Below are 14,286 nucleotides of genomic sequence, written 5' to 3'. Positions count from 1 at the left end.
GAGAACTGGAGAGAGCAGTATGGCCGACGAAGCCAAGACCGGAAGCGGCGTCTGGGAAACGATCAAGACTATCGTCTATGCCCTGCTGATCGCGGGCGTGTTCCGGACACTCTTCTTTCAACCGTTCTGGATTCCCTCCGGTTCGATGAAACAGACGCTGCTGATCGGCGATTTCCTCTTCGTCAACAAGATGGCCTACGGCTATTCCTACGCCTCATGCCCCAGCCTGATCATTCCCAGTGTCGGCCTGAATATCGACGCCGAAGATCTCTGTGGCTGGATGCAGGGCGACGACGGAAGCCGCATCTGGGGCGGCGATCCCGTGCGCGGCGACGTCATTGTCTTCCGCCACCCGGTCAGCGGGCGCGACTATATCAAGCGCCTGATCGGCCTGCCGGGCGACCGCATTCAGGTCCGCGAGGGGCAGATCATCCTCAACGGCACACCGGTTCCGCAACAGCCTGACGGCATATTCACCGAAATCGCCGAACCACAGGGCCCGCAACGCCTGCGCCCACGCTGCGAAAACGGCCCCGTTGGCGTTGGCGGCGCCTGTGAAAAGTCGCGCCTGATCGAAACCCTGCCCAACGGCGTCACCTATGACGTGCTGAATATCGGCAATCAGGGCTCGGACAATACCGGCATCTATACTGTGCCCGAGGGCCATTATTTCTTCATGGGCGACAACCGCGACAACTCGGCTGACAGCCGCCTGCCGCAATCCGCTGGCGGGGTTGGCTATGTGCCTTACGAAAACCTGATCGGTCGCGCCGACCGGATCATGTTCTCGTCTGCCGGCCGGTCGATGCTGTTCTTCTGGACCTGGCGCGGGGATCGCTTCTTCAAGGCGGTCAATTGAAGCTCTCAGCCGAGATAAAGGCGTTTCAGCAGCGTTTGGGGTATGAATTTGCCAACCCCGAGCTGCTGGTGCGTGCGCTGACCCACGGCTCGGTCTCATCGTCGACCCGGCCCGACAATCAGCGGCTTGAATTTCTGGGCGACCGGGTGCTGGGTCTTGTCATGGCCACCGCGCTGCTTGAGGCCGACAAGAAAGCCTCCGAAGGCCAGCTTGCGCCCCGGTTCAACGCTCTGGTCCGGAAAGAGGCCTGCGCAGATGTCGCCCGCCAGATCGATCTGGGCGCGGTGCTGAAACTGGGCCGGTCCGAGATGCTCTCGGGTGGGCGCCGCAAACAGGCGCTGCTGGGCGACGCGATGGAGGCGGTGATTGCCGCCATCTACCGCGACGCCGGGTTCGAAGCTGCCCGCGATGTCATTCTCGCCCTCTGGGGCGACCGCATCCACAAGGTCGAGGCCGACGCCCGCGACGCCAAAACCGCGCTTCAGGAATGGGCGCAGGCGCGCGGCCAGAAACCACCCAGCTATGTCGAGGTCAAACGCAGCGGCCCCGACCACGCCCCCGTCTTCACAATCGCCGCCCGCCTTCAGGACGGAACCGAGGCACAAGCCACCGCAGGCTCCAAGCGCCAGGCCGAACAGGCGGCCGCCAAGGCGTTGCTGGATCGGGTCAGCTGATCGGTGCTGCCGCCCGGCCTGTCACAAGTTTCAATCAAACTTGAAGACTATATCCGCCACGACCCGAGACATGTATCTGGGTGTTAGCTGCTTTGGCATCAGTCTGACTACGGCAGGTCAAAGCACTTGGGAAACAACGGATAAAGGCAATCCAATGCAACGTGCAAAACTCTCGCTCGTCAATATCGGCTTTCTGTTCATTGCCGGGTTTGTGGCAACTATGGCCTTCGATTTCTGGGGGCAGGTCGTCAGCCCAGGTATCGGCTGGGCCAACCTTTCACCCGAAGGGCTGGCGCAGAGTTTGCTGTCCAGTCTGGGCCTGCCCAGCAACGCTTTTCTGGGCTTCTTCGTGCATTTCTACATTGTCGGTCTGATTGCCTATCCTTTGGGCTGGTTCCTTATTTTCCAGCCAATCTGGGTCAAGGTTCTGGGTCCGGTCCACATGTTTGTTGCCTCGGCAATCTATGGTTTCGGTCTGTGGGTATTTGCTATTGGAGGTGTCACGACCTTTGCCGGTCTGCCGCCGTTCCTGAACTTTGTCGGCATCACATGGGTCGCGCTGATCGGACATGTTTTGTACGGCATCGTGTTTGTGGCCGTGCTGAACCCCATCCTGCGACGTCACCCGTGATCTGATCCGTTCAACCCGCCGGTCCGGTGTCGGGCCGACGGGTTTCATCGTTCAAACCACCCGGATGAACCCGGTCAGCCCGGTTTTCTGATGTTCGATCACATGGCAATGAAACGCCCAGTCGCCGGGGTTGTCCGCCACCAGCGCTATATCCGCCACCTCATCCTTCAACAGCAGCATCGTGTCCGTCATCAGTGGTGGCAGGATGCGCAGGTTGGATCGCAGCGGCACGAAGGCCAGCCCGTGCAGGTGGATCGGATGCAGGTTGGGCGACTCGTTGCGCAACCGCAGGACATAGCTTTTGCCCTGTTCCAATACCGCCAGCGGCCCGGTGCCCTGCGCCGCATCGCCCGGCCAGGGTTTGCGGTTGATCGACCAGAAACTATACCCCAGCGTGCCGCAGAACCCGTCATTCGGGGCACCGCCCTCCGGCGTCCAGCCAAAGACGAACTCATGCAAATCCGCACGGTCCGGATCGGGGCGCGCAACGGGATTTGCACGCAGCGGGCGCAGCTCTCGCAGATCGCGCGCCGCTGATGTGCCAGTAGCCCGCAAGCGCACCATGGCGCGGTGCGGCTGGCCGGGAAACTTGGCCATCAGGTCCGCCGTCTGCCCTTCGCCCTCGGGCATCCGGACGGCAAAATCCACCCGCTGACCGGGGCCCAGCAACAGCGGTTCATCCGCCGTTGGCACCGGTAGGTCGATCTCGACCGGATGCCCGTCCCACGCGATGATCCGGGTCTCGGCCCCATCGGGATGCAGCTTGTAGATGCGGGTCGTGTCCGTGTTGACCACCCGCAGCCGTACCAGACTGCCCGCCGCGTGCTCATAGACCGCCGCGCCCTGCCAGTTGGCGGTCTGCACAGTGCCAAACGTGCCTGCCCGCGCCGCACCCCGCGCTGTATAGGCAGGCAGGAACGCGTCATCCTCGTCCAGACGGAAATCCCGCAGATTGATCACCTGTTCGCTGTCGAACCCCGGCTCGTCCGGCTCGGCAATCACCATCACGCCGGTCAGCCCGCGCGCCATCTGCTCCATCGTCATGCAATGGGGGTGGTACCAGTAGGTCCCCGCATCCGGTGGCGTGAACTCATAGGTAAAGCGCTCACCCTCGCCGATGGGCATCTGGGTCAGGTAAGGCACCCCGTCCATCTCGTTGCGAATGCGCAGCCCGTGCCAGTGCATCGAGGTATAATCCGGCAGCGTATTGCGCACACTCAGCCGCATAGGCTCGCCCTGTCGCCCAAACAGAACCGGCGGCGGCGCATCGGGCGACAGGCTGACCATCCCCGCGGTAAGCTGTTCTCGCAGCCGGTAACTGGCGGGTTGCAGCACCAGTTCATGTGCTGCATCACCTGCCGCCAGCGACCATCCGCCCAACCCAAACGCACCTGCGGCGGCGCCGCTTCCAAGAAGAAACTCGCGACGTTTCATGACAACCTCATTGAAAGGATTTGCGGCCGGGCTGGAACTGGCTGGGCACCTGCGCCTGTCCTGCCACCGCAGACGCAGGGCTGCAATGCGACAAATCCCTCTGGCCCGCCGCCCCTTTCTGCTATAGGGGGGCGCAGTTGCAGACAGGATTGCCAGACACATGACCACACGCGCCGGATTTATCGCCCTGATCGGAGAGCCCAACGCAGGCAAATCCACCCTCCTGAACCGCATGGTCGGGGCAAAGGTCTCGATCGTGACCCATAAGGTGCAGACCACACGCGCCCGTATCCGGGGCGTTGCGATGGAAGGCGATGCGCAACTGGTCTTTGTGGACACGCCGGGTCTGTTCAAACCGCGTCGCCGTCTGGACCGTGCCATGGTCGCCGCCGCCTGGGGCGGGGCCGCCGATGCCGATATCGTCGTGCTGATGGTCGAGGCCCATCGCGGCATCACCGAAGGGGTTGAACGCATCCTCGAAGGGCTGGCCGAGATCGGGCAGGGCCGCACCATCGCGCTCGCCATCAACAAGATCGACAAGGTGCCGTCCGAGAAACTGCTGGCCCTGACCAGCGACCTGAACGCGCGCTACCCCTTTGCCGAAACCTTCATGATCTCGGCCGAAAAAGGCCACGGCGTCGACGACCTGCGCAAATGGCTGGCGGGCGAATTGCCCGAAGGCCCGTGGCTCTATCCCGAAGATCAGATCGCCGATCTGCCCCTGCGCATGATCGCCGCTGAAATGACGCGCGAGAAGCTGACCCTGCGCCTGCATCAGGAACTGCCCTACCAACTGACGGTCGAGACCGAGACCTGGGAAGAACGCAAGGACGGCTCGGCTAGAATCGATCAGGTCATCTATGTCATGCGCGACGGTCACAAGGGCATCGTTCTGGGCAAGAAGGGCGAGACGATCAAGGCCGTCAGTCAGGCCGCGCGGGCGGAACTGGAAGAGTTCCTCGACCGTAAGATCCACCTGTTCCTGCAAGTGAAAGTCCGGCCCAACTGGCTTGAGGAATCCGAGCGCTATTCGGAAATGGGTCTGGATTTCAAAGACGGCAACGCATGACCCGCCTGACCGCCGATTTCTGGGTTCACGCCTATCTGGCGCGGCTCCGGTTTCAGGAAATCCCCGCCTTTGTTGTGGCCCATGGCGACGACACCGCGGGCGCGGTTCTGGTCAAGCTCAACACGCTCGACGGGCAGGCCACCGCCTTTCAACGCAGCTTTGATCTGATGAGCGGTGAACGCACATGGGTCGAACTTTCCTCTGGCCCCGAGGGCGACGTGGATCATGCCATCCAGCGCCAGCGCAGCTTTGACCCCGACCTCTGGGTGATCGAGGTTGAAGACCGGCAAGGCCGACACCTGCTGGGCGAAGAGGGGCTGGAGTAGCGGGCCAGACGCATGTCGGCTTTGAGGCCAGAGCGGACTTAAGCGACGGCATGTGCTATACTATCGTGGTTGAATCAGGGGAGGGCGAATGTGAATAGACTGCTGCCCGCTATCGCGATAATTACTGTTATTCTGGCACTTGGCACGTCGGTAACTTCAGCGCAGGACACTTCTGGTGAGCGCGCCGAAATGATACGGACTCAAAATGCGCTCCGGCTTTTTCGCGAAGCGGAACATGATAGTCGTCACCTGCATTTCTTGATGACAACGGCAATAATTTCATTTGAAGGCGGATGGATGGCCAGAGAAATCGCAGTGGGCCTGTCATACGCTGAAAACCTCAGAGAGGTTGCCAAAAACCAGTATTTGCCGAAGGCAAACCGGCTTCTCGCACGACTTCAATCGAACAAAGACCTTAGCGACGAGGAAAAGGCAAGGATGGCCGATAACGCGCAGCAGATGCTGGGTCTTATTGCCTTGTCCAAGGCCATAGCGGATCTACTTGACGACGGTGACGGTGGCGCTGCCCACACGCTGTTCCACGAAGAGGCGTTTCCTGTTTTCAAATCAATCTGGGCAACAAACCATACGCTAATAAGCAATGCCGAAAGGCGGTTTCCCCGTCGGTGAAACGCTGTTGACTCAGGTGACAAATCCCATCGTGTCGCATTTAACGGTGTCCGGGTTGTCCGCATAAATGCCCAGTCCCCTGCCGTCGGACCAAGCGTTTCACCTATCTTTCCGCGTTTGATGCGCAAAACCATTGCAGAACGGAACCCTTCACGATTTTCTGGGAACACCACAACTTATCACCGACAGGACCCCGAATTGGACTGGCGCGATCACGGCATCCTACTGACTTCTCGCCGCCACGGCGAAACCTCGGCGATTATCGAGGTCTTTACCGAATCCCACGGGCGTCATGCCGGTGTGGTGCGGGGCGGGACCAGCCGCAAGATCGCACCGATCCTGCAACCCGGCGCGCAGCTGGATGTGCTGTGGCGTGCGCGGCTGGAGGAACATATCGGCACCTTTCAGGTCGAACCCCTGCGCTCGCGCGCGGCGGCGGCGTTTTCCGGGCGGCTGGCTCTGTCCGGGCTGAACGCCGTCGTGTCGCTTTTGTCCTTCTGCCTGCCCGAACGGGAAGCGCATCCGGCGCTCTACACCCGGACCGAGCGGTTGATGGACCTGTTGGGACAGGATGAGATCTGGCCGCTGGCCTACCTGCGATGGGAACTGGCGTTGCTGGACGAACTTGGCTTTGGCCTTGACCTGACCGCCTGCGCCGCGACCGGCACGACCGAGGGGCTGGTCTATGTGTCGCCCAAGACCGGGCGCGCCGTCAGTGCCAAAGGGGTCGGGGAATGGGCAGACAAGATGTTGCCGCTGCCGCCCTGTCTGCGGGGCGAAGGCACCGCGCCGGATGCCGAGATTGCGCAGGCTTTGCGCACAACAGGATATTTCCTGAACCACCGCGTCGCCCCTGCGCTGGGGCATAACCCACTGCCCGAGGCGCGCGCGCGGTTCGTGGATCAGGTCACTCGGCGGCTGTGAACACCATCTCGTGCCCGTCCTCATTGCGCAAGATCAGCACATCACCCGACACTTCGGATTGGGTCATGGCCAAAAGGGCGGCGAAATAGACCCCTTCGGCCTCAAGCCCGGCGCAGGCGGCCCGCGTTGCTCTCAGGTCCTGAATTTCGAACCACGGGTAGGGCGCGTTCAGCGTGCCGTCATAGCTGTTGCAGGGGGCGTTTCCGGCGATCCTGCCCTCTTCGGGGAACCGCAGCAGGGCGCTGGCGGCAAAGGGCTGTCCGTCGATTTCCTGCAGCGCCCATGTCCGGTCTGCTGCGCCATAGGCGGCAACGGATTCATCCCTGTCGCATTGAGACAGGGCCATCAAAGGCAGGGTCAGGATAAGGCGTGTCATGGCAGGGTTCTAGCGTATCAGCCGTATCTGCGGAACCGGGTCAGTAGGGCAAAGACCCGTTCAGAAGCCGCTCGCGCACTTCCAGCCGGGGTGCCCAGTTGTATCGTGTATCCTCGCGCACCGGCGCCCAGAACAAGGCACCGCTGTTGCGCCAGGGGTCCAGGATAATGCTATCATACATCGTGTCCCCCTTGGCGCTGATCGATGCCGAATGGTGGATGATGCGAAACGGGGTCGGCGGTGACGTGGCCCAGTGCAGATCCAGCGTCCGGAAATTTTCCTGCCGCAAGCGTTTGGTCATCGCTTCGGCCCAGTCATTGCACAGGCCCTTTTCGCGGAACCCGTTGATGACCTTGGCATTGTGGATGATTGCCGGGTCGGTGACATTCCAGTCCTGCTTCAGCTGCTGCGAATAGGCATAGGCAATCGTGGCCGCTTGCTGTGCCTCGGCCGGATCGACATCCGCCCCAAGCGCCCGGATCGATTGCGCCAGCGCGTCCACATCACTCCGGCTCACCGTCGGCTGCGAGGTGGTGCAAGCCGCCAGAGCAAGAGCCGCAAGAACAGCACACATAGCAAGGAAAGGTCGGGTCATGCGTTATCCCAAAAGTTAATTGCGACGTCTCGTGTTCGGCTGATGCTCTACCGGTGAAAGGGGTGGGATCAAAGGGGGAAGTTTTGAAACACGTGGGTCATTTGTGACCGTCACGCGGGCCACGAGGGGCGATGGTTTGCTTTGTACAAAACGTACTCTGCATGGTTCGGACCGCGTACAGATTGTACAAAACAGGAAAAAGACCCGGCGCAAGCGCCGGGCCAGTCGGGGAAACAGGACTGCCGGAATGGGTCACCCGAGCAGACGTCGTGCGATGACCTGTGCCTGAATTTCGGCAGCCCCTTCGAAAATGTTAAGGATACGCGCGTCACACAGAACGCGGCTGATCTTGTATTCCAGCGCAAAGCCGTTACCGCCATGAATCTGCAACCCGTTGTCCGCCGCAGCCCAAGCCACACGCGCACCAAGCAGCTTGGCCATACCGGCCTCAAGGTCACAGCGCTGGCCGTGATCTTTTTCCCATGCGCTGAAATAGGTCAGCTGACGCGCGATCATGATCTCGACCGCCATCATCGCCAGCTTGCCGGACACGCGCGGGAAGTTGATCAGCGATTTTCCGAACTGCTTGCGGTCGATCGCATATTGCATGGCGATGTCCAGCGCACACTGTGCCACGCCAATAGCGCGGGCGGCGGTCTGGATGCGCGCACTTTCGAAGGTTTCCATCAACTGCTTGAAACCTTTACCTTCTTCTCCGCCCAGCAGGTTCTCACCCTTGACATGGAAGCCGTCAAAACCCAGCTCGTATTCCTTCATGCCGCGATAGCCCAGCACCTCGATCTCGCCACCGGTCATGCCGGGGGTGGGAAAGGGATTCTCGTCAGTGCCCGGTGTCTTTTCCGCCAGGAACATGGACAGGCCGCGGTGGTCGGTGCTGTCGGGGTTTGTCCGCGCCAGCAGGGTCATCACATGGGTTCGCGCGGCGTGGGTGATCCAGGTCTTGTTGCCGGTTATCTTGTAATCGCCATTCGCGTCCTTGACCGCGCGCGTGCGCAGGCTGCCAAGGTCTGAACCGGTGTTAGGTTCCGTGAAAACGGCGGTCGGCAGGATCTCGGCGCTGGCGATCTTTGGCAACCACTGGGCCTTTTGCGCGTCGGTGCCGCCCGCGATGATCAACTCGGCCGCAATCTCGGATCGGGTACCCAGCGAACCAACGCCGATATAGCCGCGCGACAGTTCCTCGGACACCACGCACATTGATGCTTTGGACAGACCGAACCCACCGAACTCCTCAGGGATGGTCAGGCCGAAAACACCCATTTCCGCCAGTTCTTCAATGATTTCCAGCGGAATCAGTTCATCCTTCAGGTGCCAGTCATGCGCGTTTGGTTCGACCTTTTCCTGCGCGTAGCGGCGGAACTGGTCCCGGATCATCTCAAGCTCTTCATCCAGACCGGACGCGCCGAACATCGTAGCTCCGGCCTGATCCTGCATCAGCGCAACCAGACGGCTGCGCGCAGCCTGAGAATTGGCCCGTGCCATCAGGGTCTGCACTTCGGTCGACTGAAAGCCCGACAGCGCGTCCCAGCCAAGACCCATATCCTGAAGACGCACCACCTCGCCCTGGTTCATCGGAATTCCGCCCGCGACCTGGTGCAGATATTCGCCAAAGGCTATCTGGTGCAGCAACTGCTCGATCTCGCCAAATTTACCATCGGCTTGCAGCGCTTCTGCCCAGCGCTGCATCTGTTGCAGCGACTGCGAATATGTCGCCAGCCAGGCCAGACCATGCGCGGCGGTCTGATTTGTTTCGATCAATGCGCCAGAAACCCGGCCCTCAGCAGTCACCATGCCACGCACGGATGCGCGGGCTTTTTCAAAAACGGCGTCCACAGCAGGCACGGCGGCCCGCGTTAAATCCAGAAGATCGGGCAAAACTGCATCAGTTGTCATTTGGGTCATATCCTGTCCGTCATGGGCCATGAATCGCGTCCTTTCCTCGGTCGTCTGGTCATATCATGCTGCACGTGCAGCGCAACAAAAATACTCAATTTGCTGCTAGAAAGTTCAAAAATTACCTTATCATTTTTGCAATGCAGAAGAAAATCCAGATGATATCTAGAAGGCATGGACCTGTTTTCCCTTCTGTCGCCGCAAGAGCTGTTACTTGCCATCGCCGTCGCCTTTGCCGCCGGATGGGTCAAGGGCATGGTTGGATTTGCCATGCCCATGGTGTTTGTATCTGGCCTGAATTCGTTTCTGCCACCGGATCTGACCCTGGCAGGGCTTATTCTGCCGACCCTTGTCACCAACGGCGTTCAGGCTTTTCGCGGGGGCGCCAGCGCCGCACTCAGCTCTATTCGACGATTTCGGGTGTTCCTGGTCGTTGGCGGTATTTTTCTGGTGCTGAGCGCACAGCTGGTTACGCTGGTGCCCGGCTCGGTCTTCCTGCTGCTGATCGGTGCATTCGTGTCCTTCTTCGCCCTTGTGCAGGTTCTGGGCGTCAGGCTGGTGCTACATCATCCATCAACCGGTGTTGAGGCTATTGTTGGCGGCGTCGCCGGGTTCGTGGGTGGCATGTCGGGCATCTGGGGTCCCCCCACAGTTGCTTATCTGACGGCTTTGAATACCCCGAAGGCCGAGCAGATCCGAATTCAGGGCGTCATCTATGGATTGGGGGCGGTCATGTTACTGGCCGCGCATGTCTGGTCCGGTTTTCTGCGGGTGCAAACGGTTCCGTTTTCAGTAATACTGATCTTTCCTGCCATGCTTGGCATGTGGGTTGGTTTGAAATTGCAGGATCGCATCGATCAGGCCAGCTTTCGCAAGGCGACGCTGTTCGTTTTACTGGTAGCGGGATTGAACCTGCTGCGGCGTGGCCTGATGGGCTGAAGCTCTAGCCCGGTCGCCTGTCTGCAAACCGGAACGCGAAATACAGACCCAGCATCAGAAAGAACAGGCCCGAGATGTCGCCGATAAGGAAGGCGATGTACTCAACCGTTGCACTGCCAAAGACCAGATTGGTCAGGCCAGAGACCAGAATGGATGTGGCTATGCCCACGCCCATAACGCAAATCCAGCAGGGTTTGCGGTTCGGGTTGGGGAACAGGTCCCATCCGACGGCCTTGAGCAGATAGAAAACCGCAGGAACTGTCAGAACCGCGACAGCAATTGCCAGCAGGCGGGTGGGCAGGAAAACATCCGTTCCCGCCAGATAAGCAAAGACGATGAACACACCCGGCAGCAACGCAAATACTGCGCGCCACCCCAGCAACCAGGCCGACAGAACCCGCACGCCATGCGGCAAAAACAGCAGGCTCGCCCGGCTTGGGTATTCCGGAAAAAACACGTTCTGCATTGGCATAAGCACGGCGAAGGTCAGTATCGACGCCAGCACATAAGCCAGTGAAGCCGCAAGGGTGTCAGTCGCCCAGCCGCGCATTGCGATCACATCACCGTGCGCGCACGGGGCGCGTCATCTGGGGGCATGAACGATGTACCGCCCGCGGTTGGCGCTGCCGCTTTGCGAAAGATAGCCTTTTTCGACCAGCGATTTCAGCGCGCGGAAAAAAGTTGGGCGTGAAATGCTTTGGACCAAAGTATGCTCGATCAAACCGAACGTACGCACTTCCTGAGTGGATTTTGAAAGCTCTTCCGCGGCGTAATAGATGTCGCGCTCAACCGGAGATAGTTTTTCCAGCCCAAGCGTCCGCTCCATGCTTTGCATCAATTTGCGTAGTTCGGTGAGTTTCGAGATTTCCGTCATGGTGTTACCTGTAGTTTTCTGTGCCAACCGCCGCATGTCCGCGACCATTTGAACCACACTGATAGCAATACCAACCAGCCAGTCCCATGTTGACACTCATCCCCGTTTACTTAGACTAGAAGCCTGATTAGGTTGCTCAATCCAGCGTTGTGAGTGTGCGCATATGAGCTTCCATAAAGTCCTTTCAGTCAGTGCCCGGCGCGAATGTGCCGGGCTTTTTCGCCTCAACAGTAAATATGCCTAGCGCAGATCGCACTTTGAAACAACGCACTTGTATGTGCTTTTAACGACATACAACTATAAGATGAGTATTCGGCGGACAGCAAAAAAGCTACGGATCGGCAAAAAGAAAGGGGCTCAGCGGCCCCTTTTTTTCGTTTATCCGATTGCGACGGCTTTGATGTCGTCGTCAATGAACGGCAGATACTGCTCAAAGTTCTCGGCAAACATCTGCACCAGTTTCTCGGCCTGCTTGTCGAATGCGGCCTGATCATCCCAGGTCCGACGCGGGTCAAGCAGAACTTCGGGGACGCCCGGGACAGAGACGGGAACGTCAAAGCCGAAATTGGCGTCCTTGCGGAATTCGGCGTCGCGCAGTGAACCATCCAGCGCTGCGGTCAGCAGGGCGCGGGTGGCCTTGATCGGCATCCGGCTGCCGACACCATAGGCGCCACCGGTCCAGCCTGTATTGACCAGCCAGCAGGTCGCGCCGTGCTGGGCGATCTTGTCGCGCAGCAGGTTTCCGTAGACTTCCGGGCGACGCGGCATGAACGGCGCACCAAAGCAGGTCGAGAAGGTGGGCTGCGGTTCGGTTACGCCACGCTCGGTCCCGGCCACCTTTGAGGTGAAGCCCGACAGGAAGTGATACATTGCCTGTGCAGGCGTCAGCCGCGCGATCGGCGGCAGAACCCCAAAGGCGTCGCAGGTCAGCATGATGATGTTCTTCGGATGCCCACCCAGCGCGCTTTTCGAGGCGTTCGAGATATATTCAAGCGGATAGGCGCAACGCATGTTCGCGGTCAGCGAGTCGTCGTCGAAATCCAGTTCCTTGGTCTCGGGGTCAAAGACCATGTTTTCGATCACGGTGCCGAATTTCGAGGTGGTCGCATAAATTTCCGGCTCGGCTTCGGCGTTCAGGTTGATGGTCTTGGCATAGCAGCCGCCTTCGAAGTTGAAGGTGCCCCGATCCGACCAGCCGTGCTCGTCATCCCCGATCAGCGTGCGCGACGGATCGGCGGACAGGGTTGTCTTGCCAGTGCCGGACAGGCCAAAGAACACGGCGGTGTCGACCGCGTTGCCGACAGCATGGTTGGCCGAGCAGTGCATCGGCATCACACCCTTTTCGGGCAGCATGTAGTTCAGCAGGGTGAATACGGATTTCTTATTTTCACCTGCATATTCGGTGCCGCCGATCAGGATCAGCTTGCGGTCGAAGTTCAGCGCGATCACCGTTTCGCCGCGGCAGTTATGTTTGGCCGGGTCAGCCTTGAAGCTAGGGCAGTTGATGATAGTGAAGTCTGCGGTGAACTCGTCCAGATCCTCGCGGTCGGGACGGCGCAACAGGTGGCGGATGAACAGGTTGTGCCAGGCAAGCTCGGTCACCATGCGCACGTTGATTGCGTAGGTTGGATCGGCGCCCCCGACGAGGTCCTGCACGAAATAGTCACGGCCTTTCATATGCGCCAGCATGTCTTGGTAGAGGGCGTCAAATCCCTCCGGCGTCATCTCGGCATTGTTTTCCCACCAGATGGTGTCGGCCACGCTGCTGGTTTTGACGACATGCTTGTCCTTGGGCGAGCGACCGGTGAACTTGCCAGTGGTGACCAGAAAGGCACCGCCATTTCCAAGTGTACCTTCGCCGCGCTTCAACGCTTCTTCGATCAGCGCCGGTTCCATGAAGTTATAATAGACATTGCCCAGACCCTCGATGCCCTGATCCTCGAGGCGGAATTGCGGGTTAACCCGTCCAGATGTCATGTGTGTCTTCTCCTGTGGCGGCGCCGGGGCTTTGGGCCCTGAGGCGCCTTTGGGGCAGTGTACCGGGAAAACCGGCGGCTGAGCGCGTCTTATCATGGTCGTTCAGGACATGAACAGGCGGGTTTGACGCAGTTAGCGCAACCAAGCTCGGGTTTAGCGCCATCAAAAATTCGATGACCGAGAACCGGGCATATTTTTGCGGGCATAAAGGCAAATTTGCCGCAGACCTGCCGCAACAAAGGCACGATTCGCAGTTACGGATTGATTCGGCGTCTTAAAACCGCCAACAATGCCTTACAAATAAGCGAATTATTGCGCGAGTGAGCAGGAATAGGGGTGAGCCCGATGTCAAAGATTGCACTTGTGGATGACGATAGAAACATTCTGACGTCTGTATCCATGACACTCGAAGCCGAAGGTTTCGAGGTTGAAACTTATAATGATGGCCAGGCCGCGTTGGATGCGTTCAACAAGAAGTTGCCGGACATGGCCGTGCTCGATATAAAGATGCCGCGTATGGATGGCATGGATCTGCTACAGCGGTTGCGTCAGAAAACGCAGATGCCGGTGATCTTTCTGACCTCGAAAGATGATGAAATCGACGAGGTTCTGGGTCTGCGCATGGGCGCGGATGACTATGTAAAAAAGCCCTTCTCGCAACGGTTGCTGGTTGAGCGCATCCGCGCGCTGCTGCGCCGGCAAGAAGCAACAAGCGGCGACGCGATCACTGCCAATAGCAATGACACAAAGGTTATGGAACGCGGCGACTTGCGGATGGACCCGCTGCGCCATGCAGTCAGCTGGAAAGGGAATGATGTATCCCTGACCGTGACCGAATTCCTGCTTCTTCAGGCACTTGCCCAGCGTCCGGGTTTCGTCAAAAGCCGCGACCAGCTGATGGATGTGGCCTATGATGATCAGGTTTATGTGGATGACCGGACGATCGACAGCCACATCAAGCGTCTGCGCAAGAAGATGCGCGCGGCTGATCCCGAGTTTTCGGCGATCGAAACCCTTTATGGTATCGGTTACCGGTACAACGAAGAATAGGCGCCACGCCAGCA

General features: G+C 59.4%; 16 protein-coding genes. 9 read left to right on the top strand and 7 right to left on the bottom strand.

Annotated elements, in window-relative coordinates; all coding sequences use genetic code 11:
* Positions 1-19: 19 nt before the first annotated feature.
* The 3 genes from lepB to ACR0AM_RS16490 all read left to right on the top strand — a co-directional run bounded on the left by lepB (position 20) and on the right by ACR0AM_RS16490 (position 2,164).
* Positions 20-859 (top strand): signal peptidase I, encoded by an 840-nt coding sequence (gene lepB / locus ACR0AM_RS16500; protein WP_267366112.1) that lies wholly within the window; start codon positions 20-22, stop codon positions 857-859.
* The gene (rnc, locus tag ACR0AM_RS16495; RefSeq protein ID WP_480473871.1) at positions 856-1,533 is read left to right on the top strand and encodes a ribonuclease III; all 678 of its coding nucleotides are present in this window, start codon (positions 856-858) and stop codon (positions 1,531-1,533) included. Before lepB ends, rnc begins: the two co-directional genes overlap by 4 nt.
* A gap of 154 nt (positions 1,534-1,687) precedes the next feature.
* Entirely contained in the window at positions 1,688-2,164 is a 477-nt protein-coding gene (locus ACR0AM_RS16490; protein WP_480623497.1) for a hypothetical protein, read from the top strand.
* A gap of 51 nt (positions 2,165-2,215) precedes the next feature.
* On the opposite strand, the gene ACR0AM_RS16485 is transcribed toward ACR0AM_RS16490, so the two are convergent.
* Positions 2,216-3,598: a multicopper oxidase family protein gene (locus ACR0AM_RS16485; protein ID WP_480623496.1), complete on the bottom strand. Its 1,383-nt coding sequence runs from the start codon at positions 3,596-3,598 to the stop codon at positions 2,216-2,218.
* A 160-nt stretch (positions 3,599-3,758) separates the two neighbouring features.
* Here ACR0AM_RS16485 and era point away from each other — a divergent pair, with 160 nt between their 5' ends.
* The 4 genes from era (at position 3,759) to recO (ending at position 6,547) form a co-directional block, all read left to right on the top strand.
* Positions 3,759-4,667 (top strand): GTPase Era, encoded by a 909-nt coding sequence (era, locus tag ACR0AM_RS16480; protein WP_209506233.1) that lies wholly within the window; start codon positions 3,759-3,761, stop codon positions 4,665-4,667.
* The gene (locus tag ACR0AM_RS16475; protein ID WP_209598772.1) at positions 4,664-4,993 is read left to right on the top strand and encodes a DUF1491 family protein; all 330 of its coding nucleotides are present in this window, start codon (positions 4,664-4,666) and stop codon (positions 4,991-4,993) included. Before era ends, ACR0AM_RS16475 begins: the two co-directional genes overlap by 4 nt.
* A gap of 90 nt (positions 4,994-5,083) precedes the next feature.
* Complete coding sequence (locus tag ACR0AM_RS16470; protein ID WP_480559686.1) at positions 5,084-5,623, top strand: hypothetical protein; 540 nt, start codon at positions 5,084-5,086, stop codon at positions 5,621-5,623.
* Between the two features lie 198 nt (positions 5,624-5,821).
* On the top strand, positions 5,822-6,547 hold the full coding sequence (gene recO, locus ACR0AM_RS16465) for a DNA repair protein RecO (RefSeq protein ID WP_480623495.1): 726 nt from the start codon (positions 5,822-5,824) through the stop codon (positions 6,545-6,547).
* On the opposite strand, the gene ACR0AM_RS16460 is transcribed toward recO, so the two are convergent.
* The 3 genes from ACR0AM_RS16460 to ACR0AM_RS16450 all read right to left on the bottom strand — a co-directional run bounded on the left by ACR0AM_RS16460 (position 6,531) and on the right by ACR0AM_RS16450 (position 9,462).
* Positions 6,531-6,923 carry an META domain-containing protein gene (locus tag ACR0AM_RS16460; RefSeq protein WP_480623494.1) on the bottom strand — a complete coding sequence of 131 codons (393 nt, stop codon included), beginning with the start codon at positions 6,921-6,923 and terminating at the stop codon, positions 6,531-6,533. The genes recO and ACR0AM_RS16460 overlap by 17 nt on opposite strands.
* A gap of 40 nt (positions 6,924-6,963) precedes the next feature.
* On the bottom strand, positions 6,964-7,518 hold the full coding sequence (locus ACR0AM_RS16455; protein WP_480623493.1) for a hypothetical protein: 555 nt from the start codon (positions 7,516-7,518) through the stop codon (positions 6,964-6,966).
* 252 nt (positions 7,519-7,770) lie between these two features.
* Positions 7,771-9,462, bottom strand: a complete 1,692-nt coding sequence (locus tag ACR0AM_RS16450; protein WP_480623492.1) for an acyl-CoA dehydrogenase family protein — start codon at positions 9,460-9,462, stop codon at positions 7,771-7,773.
* A gap of 144 nt (positions 9,463-9,606) precedes the next feature.
* Here ACR0AM_RS16450 and ACR0AM_RS16445 point away from each other — a divergent pair, with 144 nt between their 5' ends.
* Positions 9,607-10,371 (top strand): sulfite exporter TauE/SafE family protein, encoded by a 765-nt coding sequence (locus ACR0AM_RS16445; protein WP_480483751.1) that lies wholly within the window; start codon positions 9,607-9,609, stop codon positions 10,369-10,371.
* A 4-nt stretch (positions 10,372-10,375) separates the two neighbouring features.
* Here ACR0AM_RS16445 and ACR0AM_RS16440 read toward each other — a convergent pair whose 3' ends face one another.
* The 3 genes from ACR0AM_RS16440 to ACR0AM_RS16430 all read right to left on the bottom strand — a co-directional run bounded on the left by ACR0AM_RS16440 (position 10,376) and on the right by ACR0AM_RS16430 (position 13,222).
* A complete protein-coding gene (locus tag ACR0AM_RS16440; protein WP_267364195.1) occupies positions 10,376-10,921 on the bottom strand; it encodes a hypothetical protein in 546 nt (181 codons plus the stop codon).
* Between the two features lie 33 nt (positions 10,922-10,954).
* Positions 10,955-11,341 carry a hypothetical protein gene (locus ACR0AM_RS16435; protein ID WP_480483750.1) on the bottom strand — a complete coding sequence of 129 codons (387 nt, stop codon included), beginning with the start codon at positions 11,339-11,341 and terminating at the stop codon, positions 10,955-10,957.
* 282 nt (positions 11,342-11,623) lie between these two features.
* The gene (locus ACR0AM_RS16430; protein WP_480623491.1) at positions 11,624-13,222 is read right to left on the bottom strand and encodes a phosphoenolpyruvate carboxykinase; all 1,599 of its coding nucleotides are present in this window, start codon (positions 13,220-13,222) and stop codon (positions 11,624-11,626) included.
* 345 nt (positions 13,223-13,567) lie between these two features.
* Here ACR0AM_RS16430 and ACR0AM_RS16425 point away from each other — a divergent pair, with 345 nt between their 5' ends.
* Entirely contained in the window at positions 13,568-14,272 is a 705-nt protein-coding gene (locus ACR0AM_RS16425) for a response regulator transcription factor (protein WP_209506312.1), read from the top strand.
* Positions 14,273-14,286: the final 14 nt, after the last annotated feature.

The organism is Ruegeria sp. AD9, from assembly GCF_056542305.1.
This window is presented reverse-complemented; position numbering and strand designations above follow the sequence as displayed.

What these genes read in the sequence shown, in the direction of transcription:
- ACR0AM_RS16445 (WP_480483751.1), top strand. Translation starts at nt 9,607, where the DNA reads ATGGACCTGTTTTCCCTTCTGTCGCCGCAAGAGCTGTTACTTGCCATC.
- ACR0AM_RS16490 (WP_480623497.1), top strand. Translation starts at nt 1,688, where the DNA reads ATGCAACGTGCAAAACTCTCGCTCGTCAATATCGGCTTTCTGTTCATT.
- ACR0AM_RS16440 (WP_267364195.1), bottom strand. Translation starts at nt 10,921, where the DNA reads ATGCGCGGCTGGGCGACTGACACCCTTGCGGCTTCACTGGCTTATGTG.
- ACR0AM_RS16485 (WP_480623496.1), bottom strand. Translation starts at nt 3,598, where the DNA reads ATGAAACGTCGCGAGTTTCTTCTTGGAAGCGGCGCCGCCGCAGGTGCG.
- ACR0AM_RS16430 (WP_480623491.1), bottom strand. Translation starts at nt 13,222, where the DNA reads ATGACATCTGGACGGGTTAACCCGCAATTCCGCCTCGAGGATCAGGGC.
- ACR0AM_RS16455 (WP_480623493.1), bottom strand. Translation starts at nt 7,518, where the DNA reads ATGACCCGACCTTTCCTTGCTATGTGTGCTGTTCTTGCGGCTCTTGCT.
- ACR0AM_RS16475 (WP_209598772.1), top strand. Translation starts at nt 4,664, where the DNA reads ATGACCCGCCTGACCGCCGATTTCTGGGTTCACGCCTATCTGGCGCGG.
- ACR0AM_RS16460 (WP_480623494.1), bottom strand. Translation starts at nt 6,923, where the DNA reads ATGACACGCCTTATCCTGACCCTGCCTTTGATGGCCCTGTCTCAATGC.
- ACR0AM_RS16425 (WP_209506312.1), top strand. Translation starts at nt 13,568, where the DNA reads ATGTCAAAGATTGCACTTGTGGATGACGATAGAAACATTCTGACGTCT.
- ACR0AM_RS16450 (WP_480623492.1), bottom strand. Translation starts at nt 9,462, where the DNA reads ATGGCCCATGACGGACAGGATATGACCCAAATGACAACTGATGCAGTT.
- lepB (WP_267366112.1), top strand. Translation starts at nt 20, where the DNA reads ATGGCCGACGAAGCCAAGACCGGAAGCGGCGTCTGGGAAACGATCAAG.
- era (WP_209506233.1), top strand. Translation starts at nt 3,759, where the DNA reads ATGACCACACGCGCCGGATTTATCGCCCTGATCGGAGAGCCCAACGCA.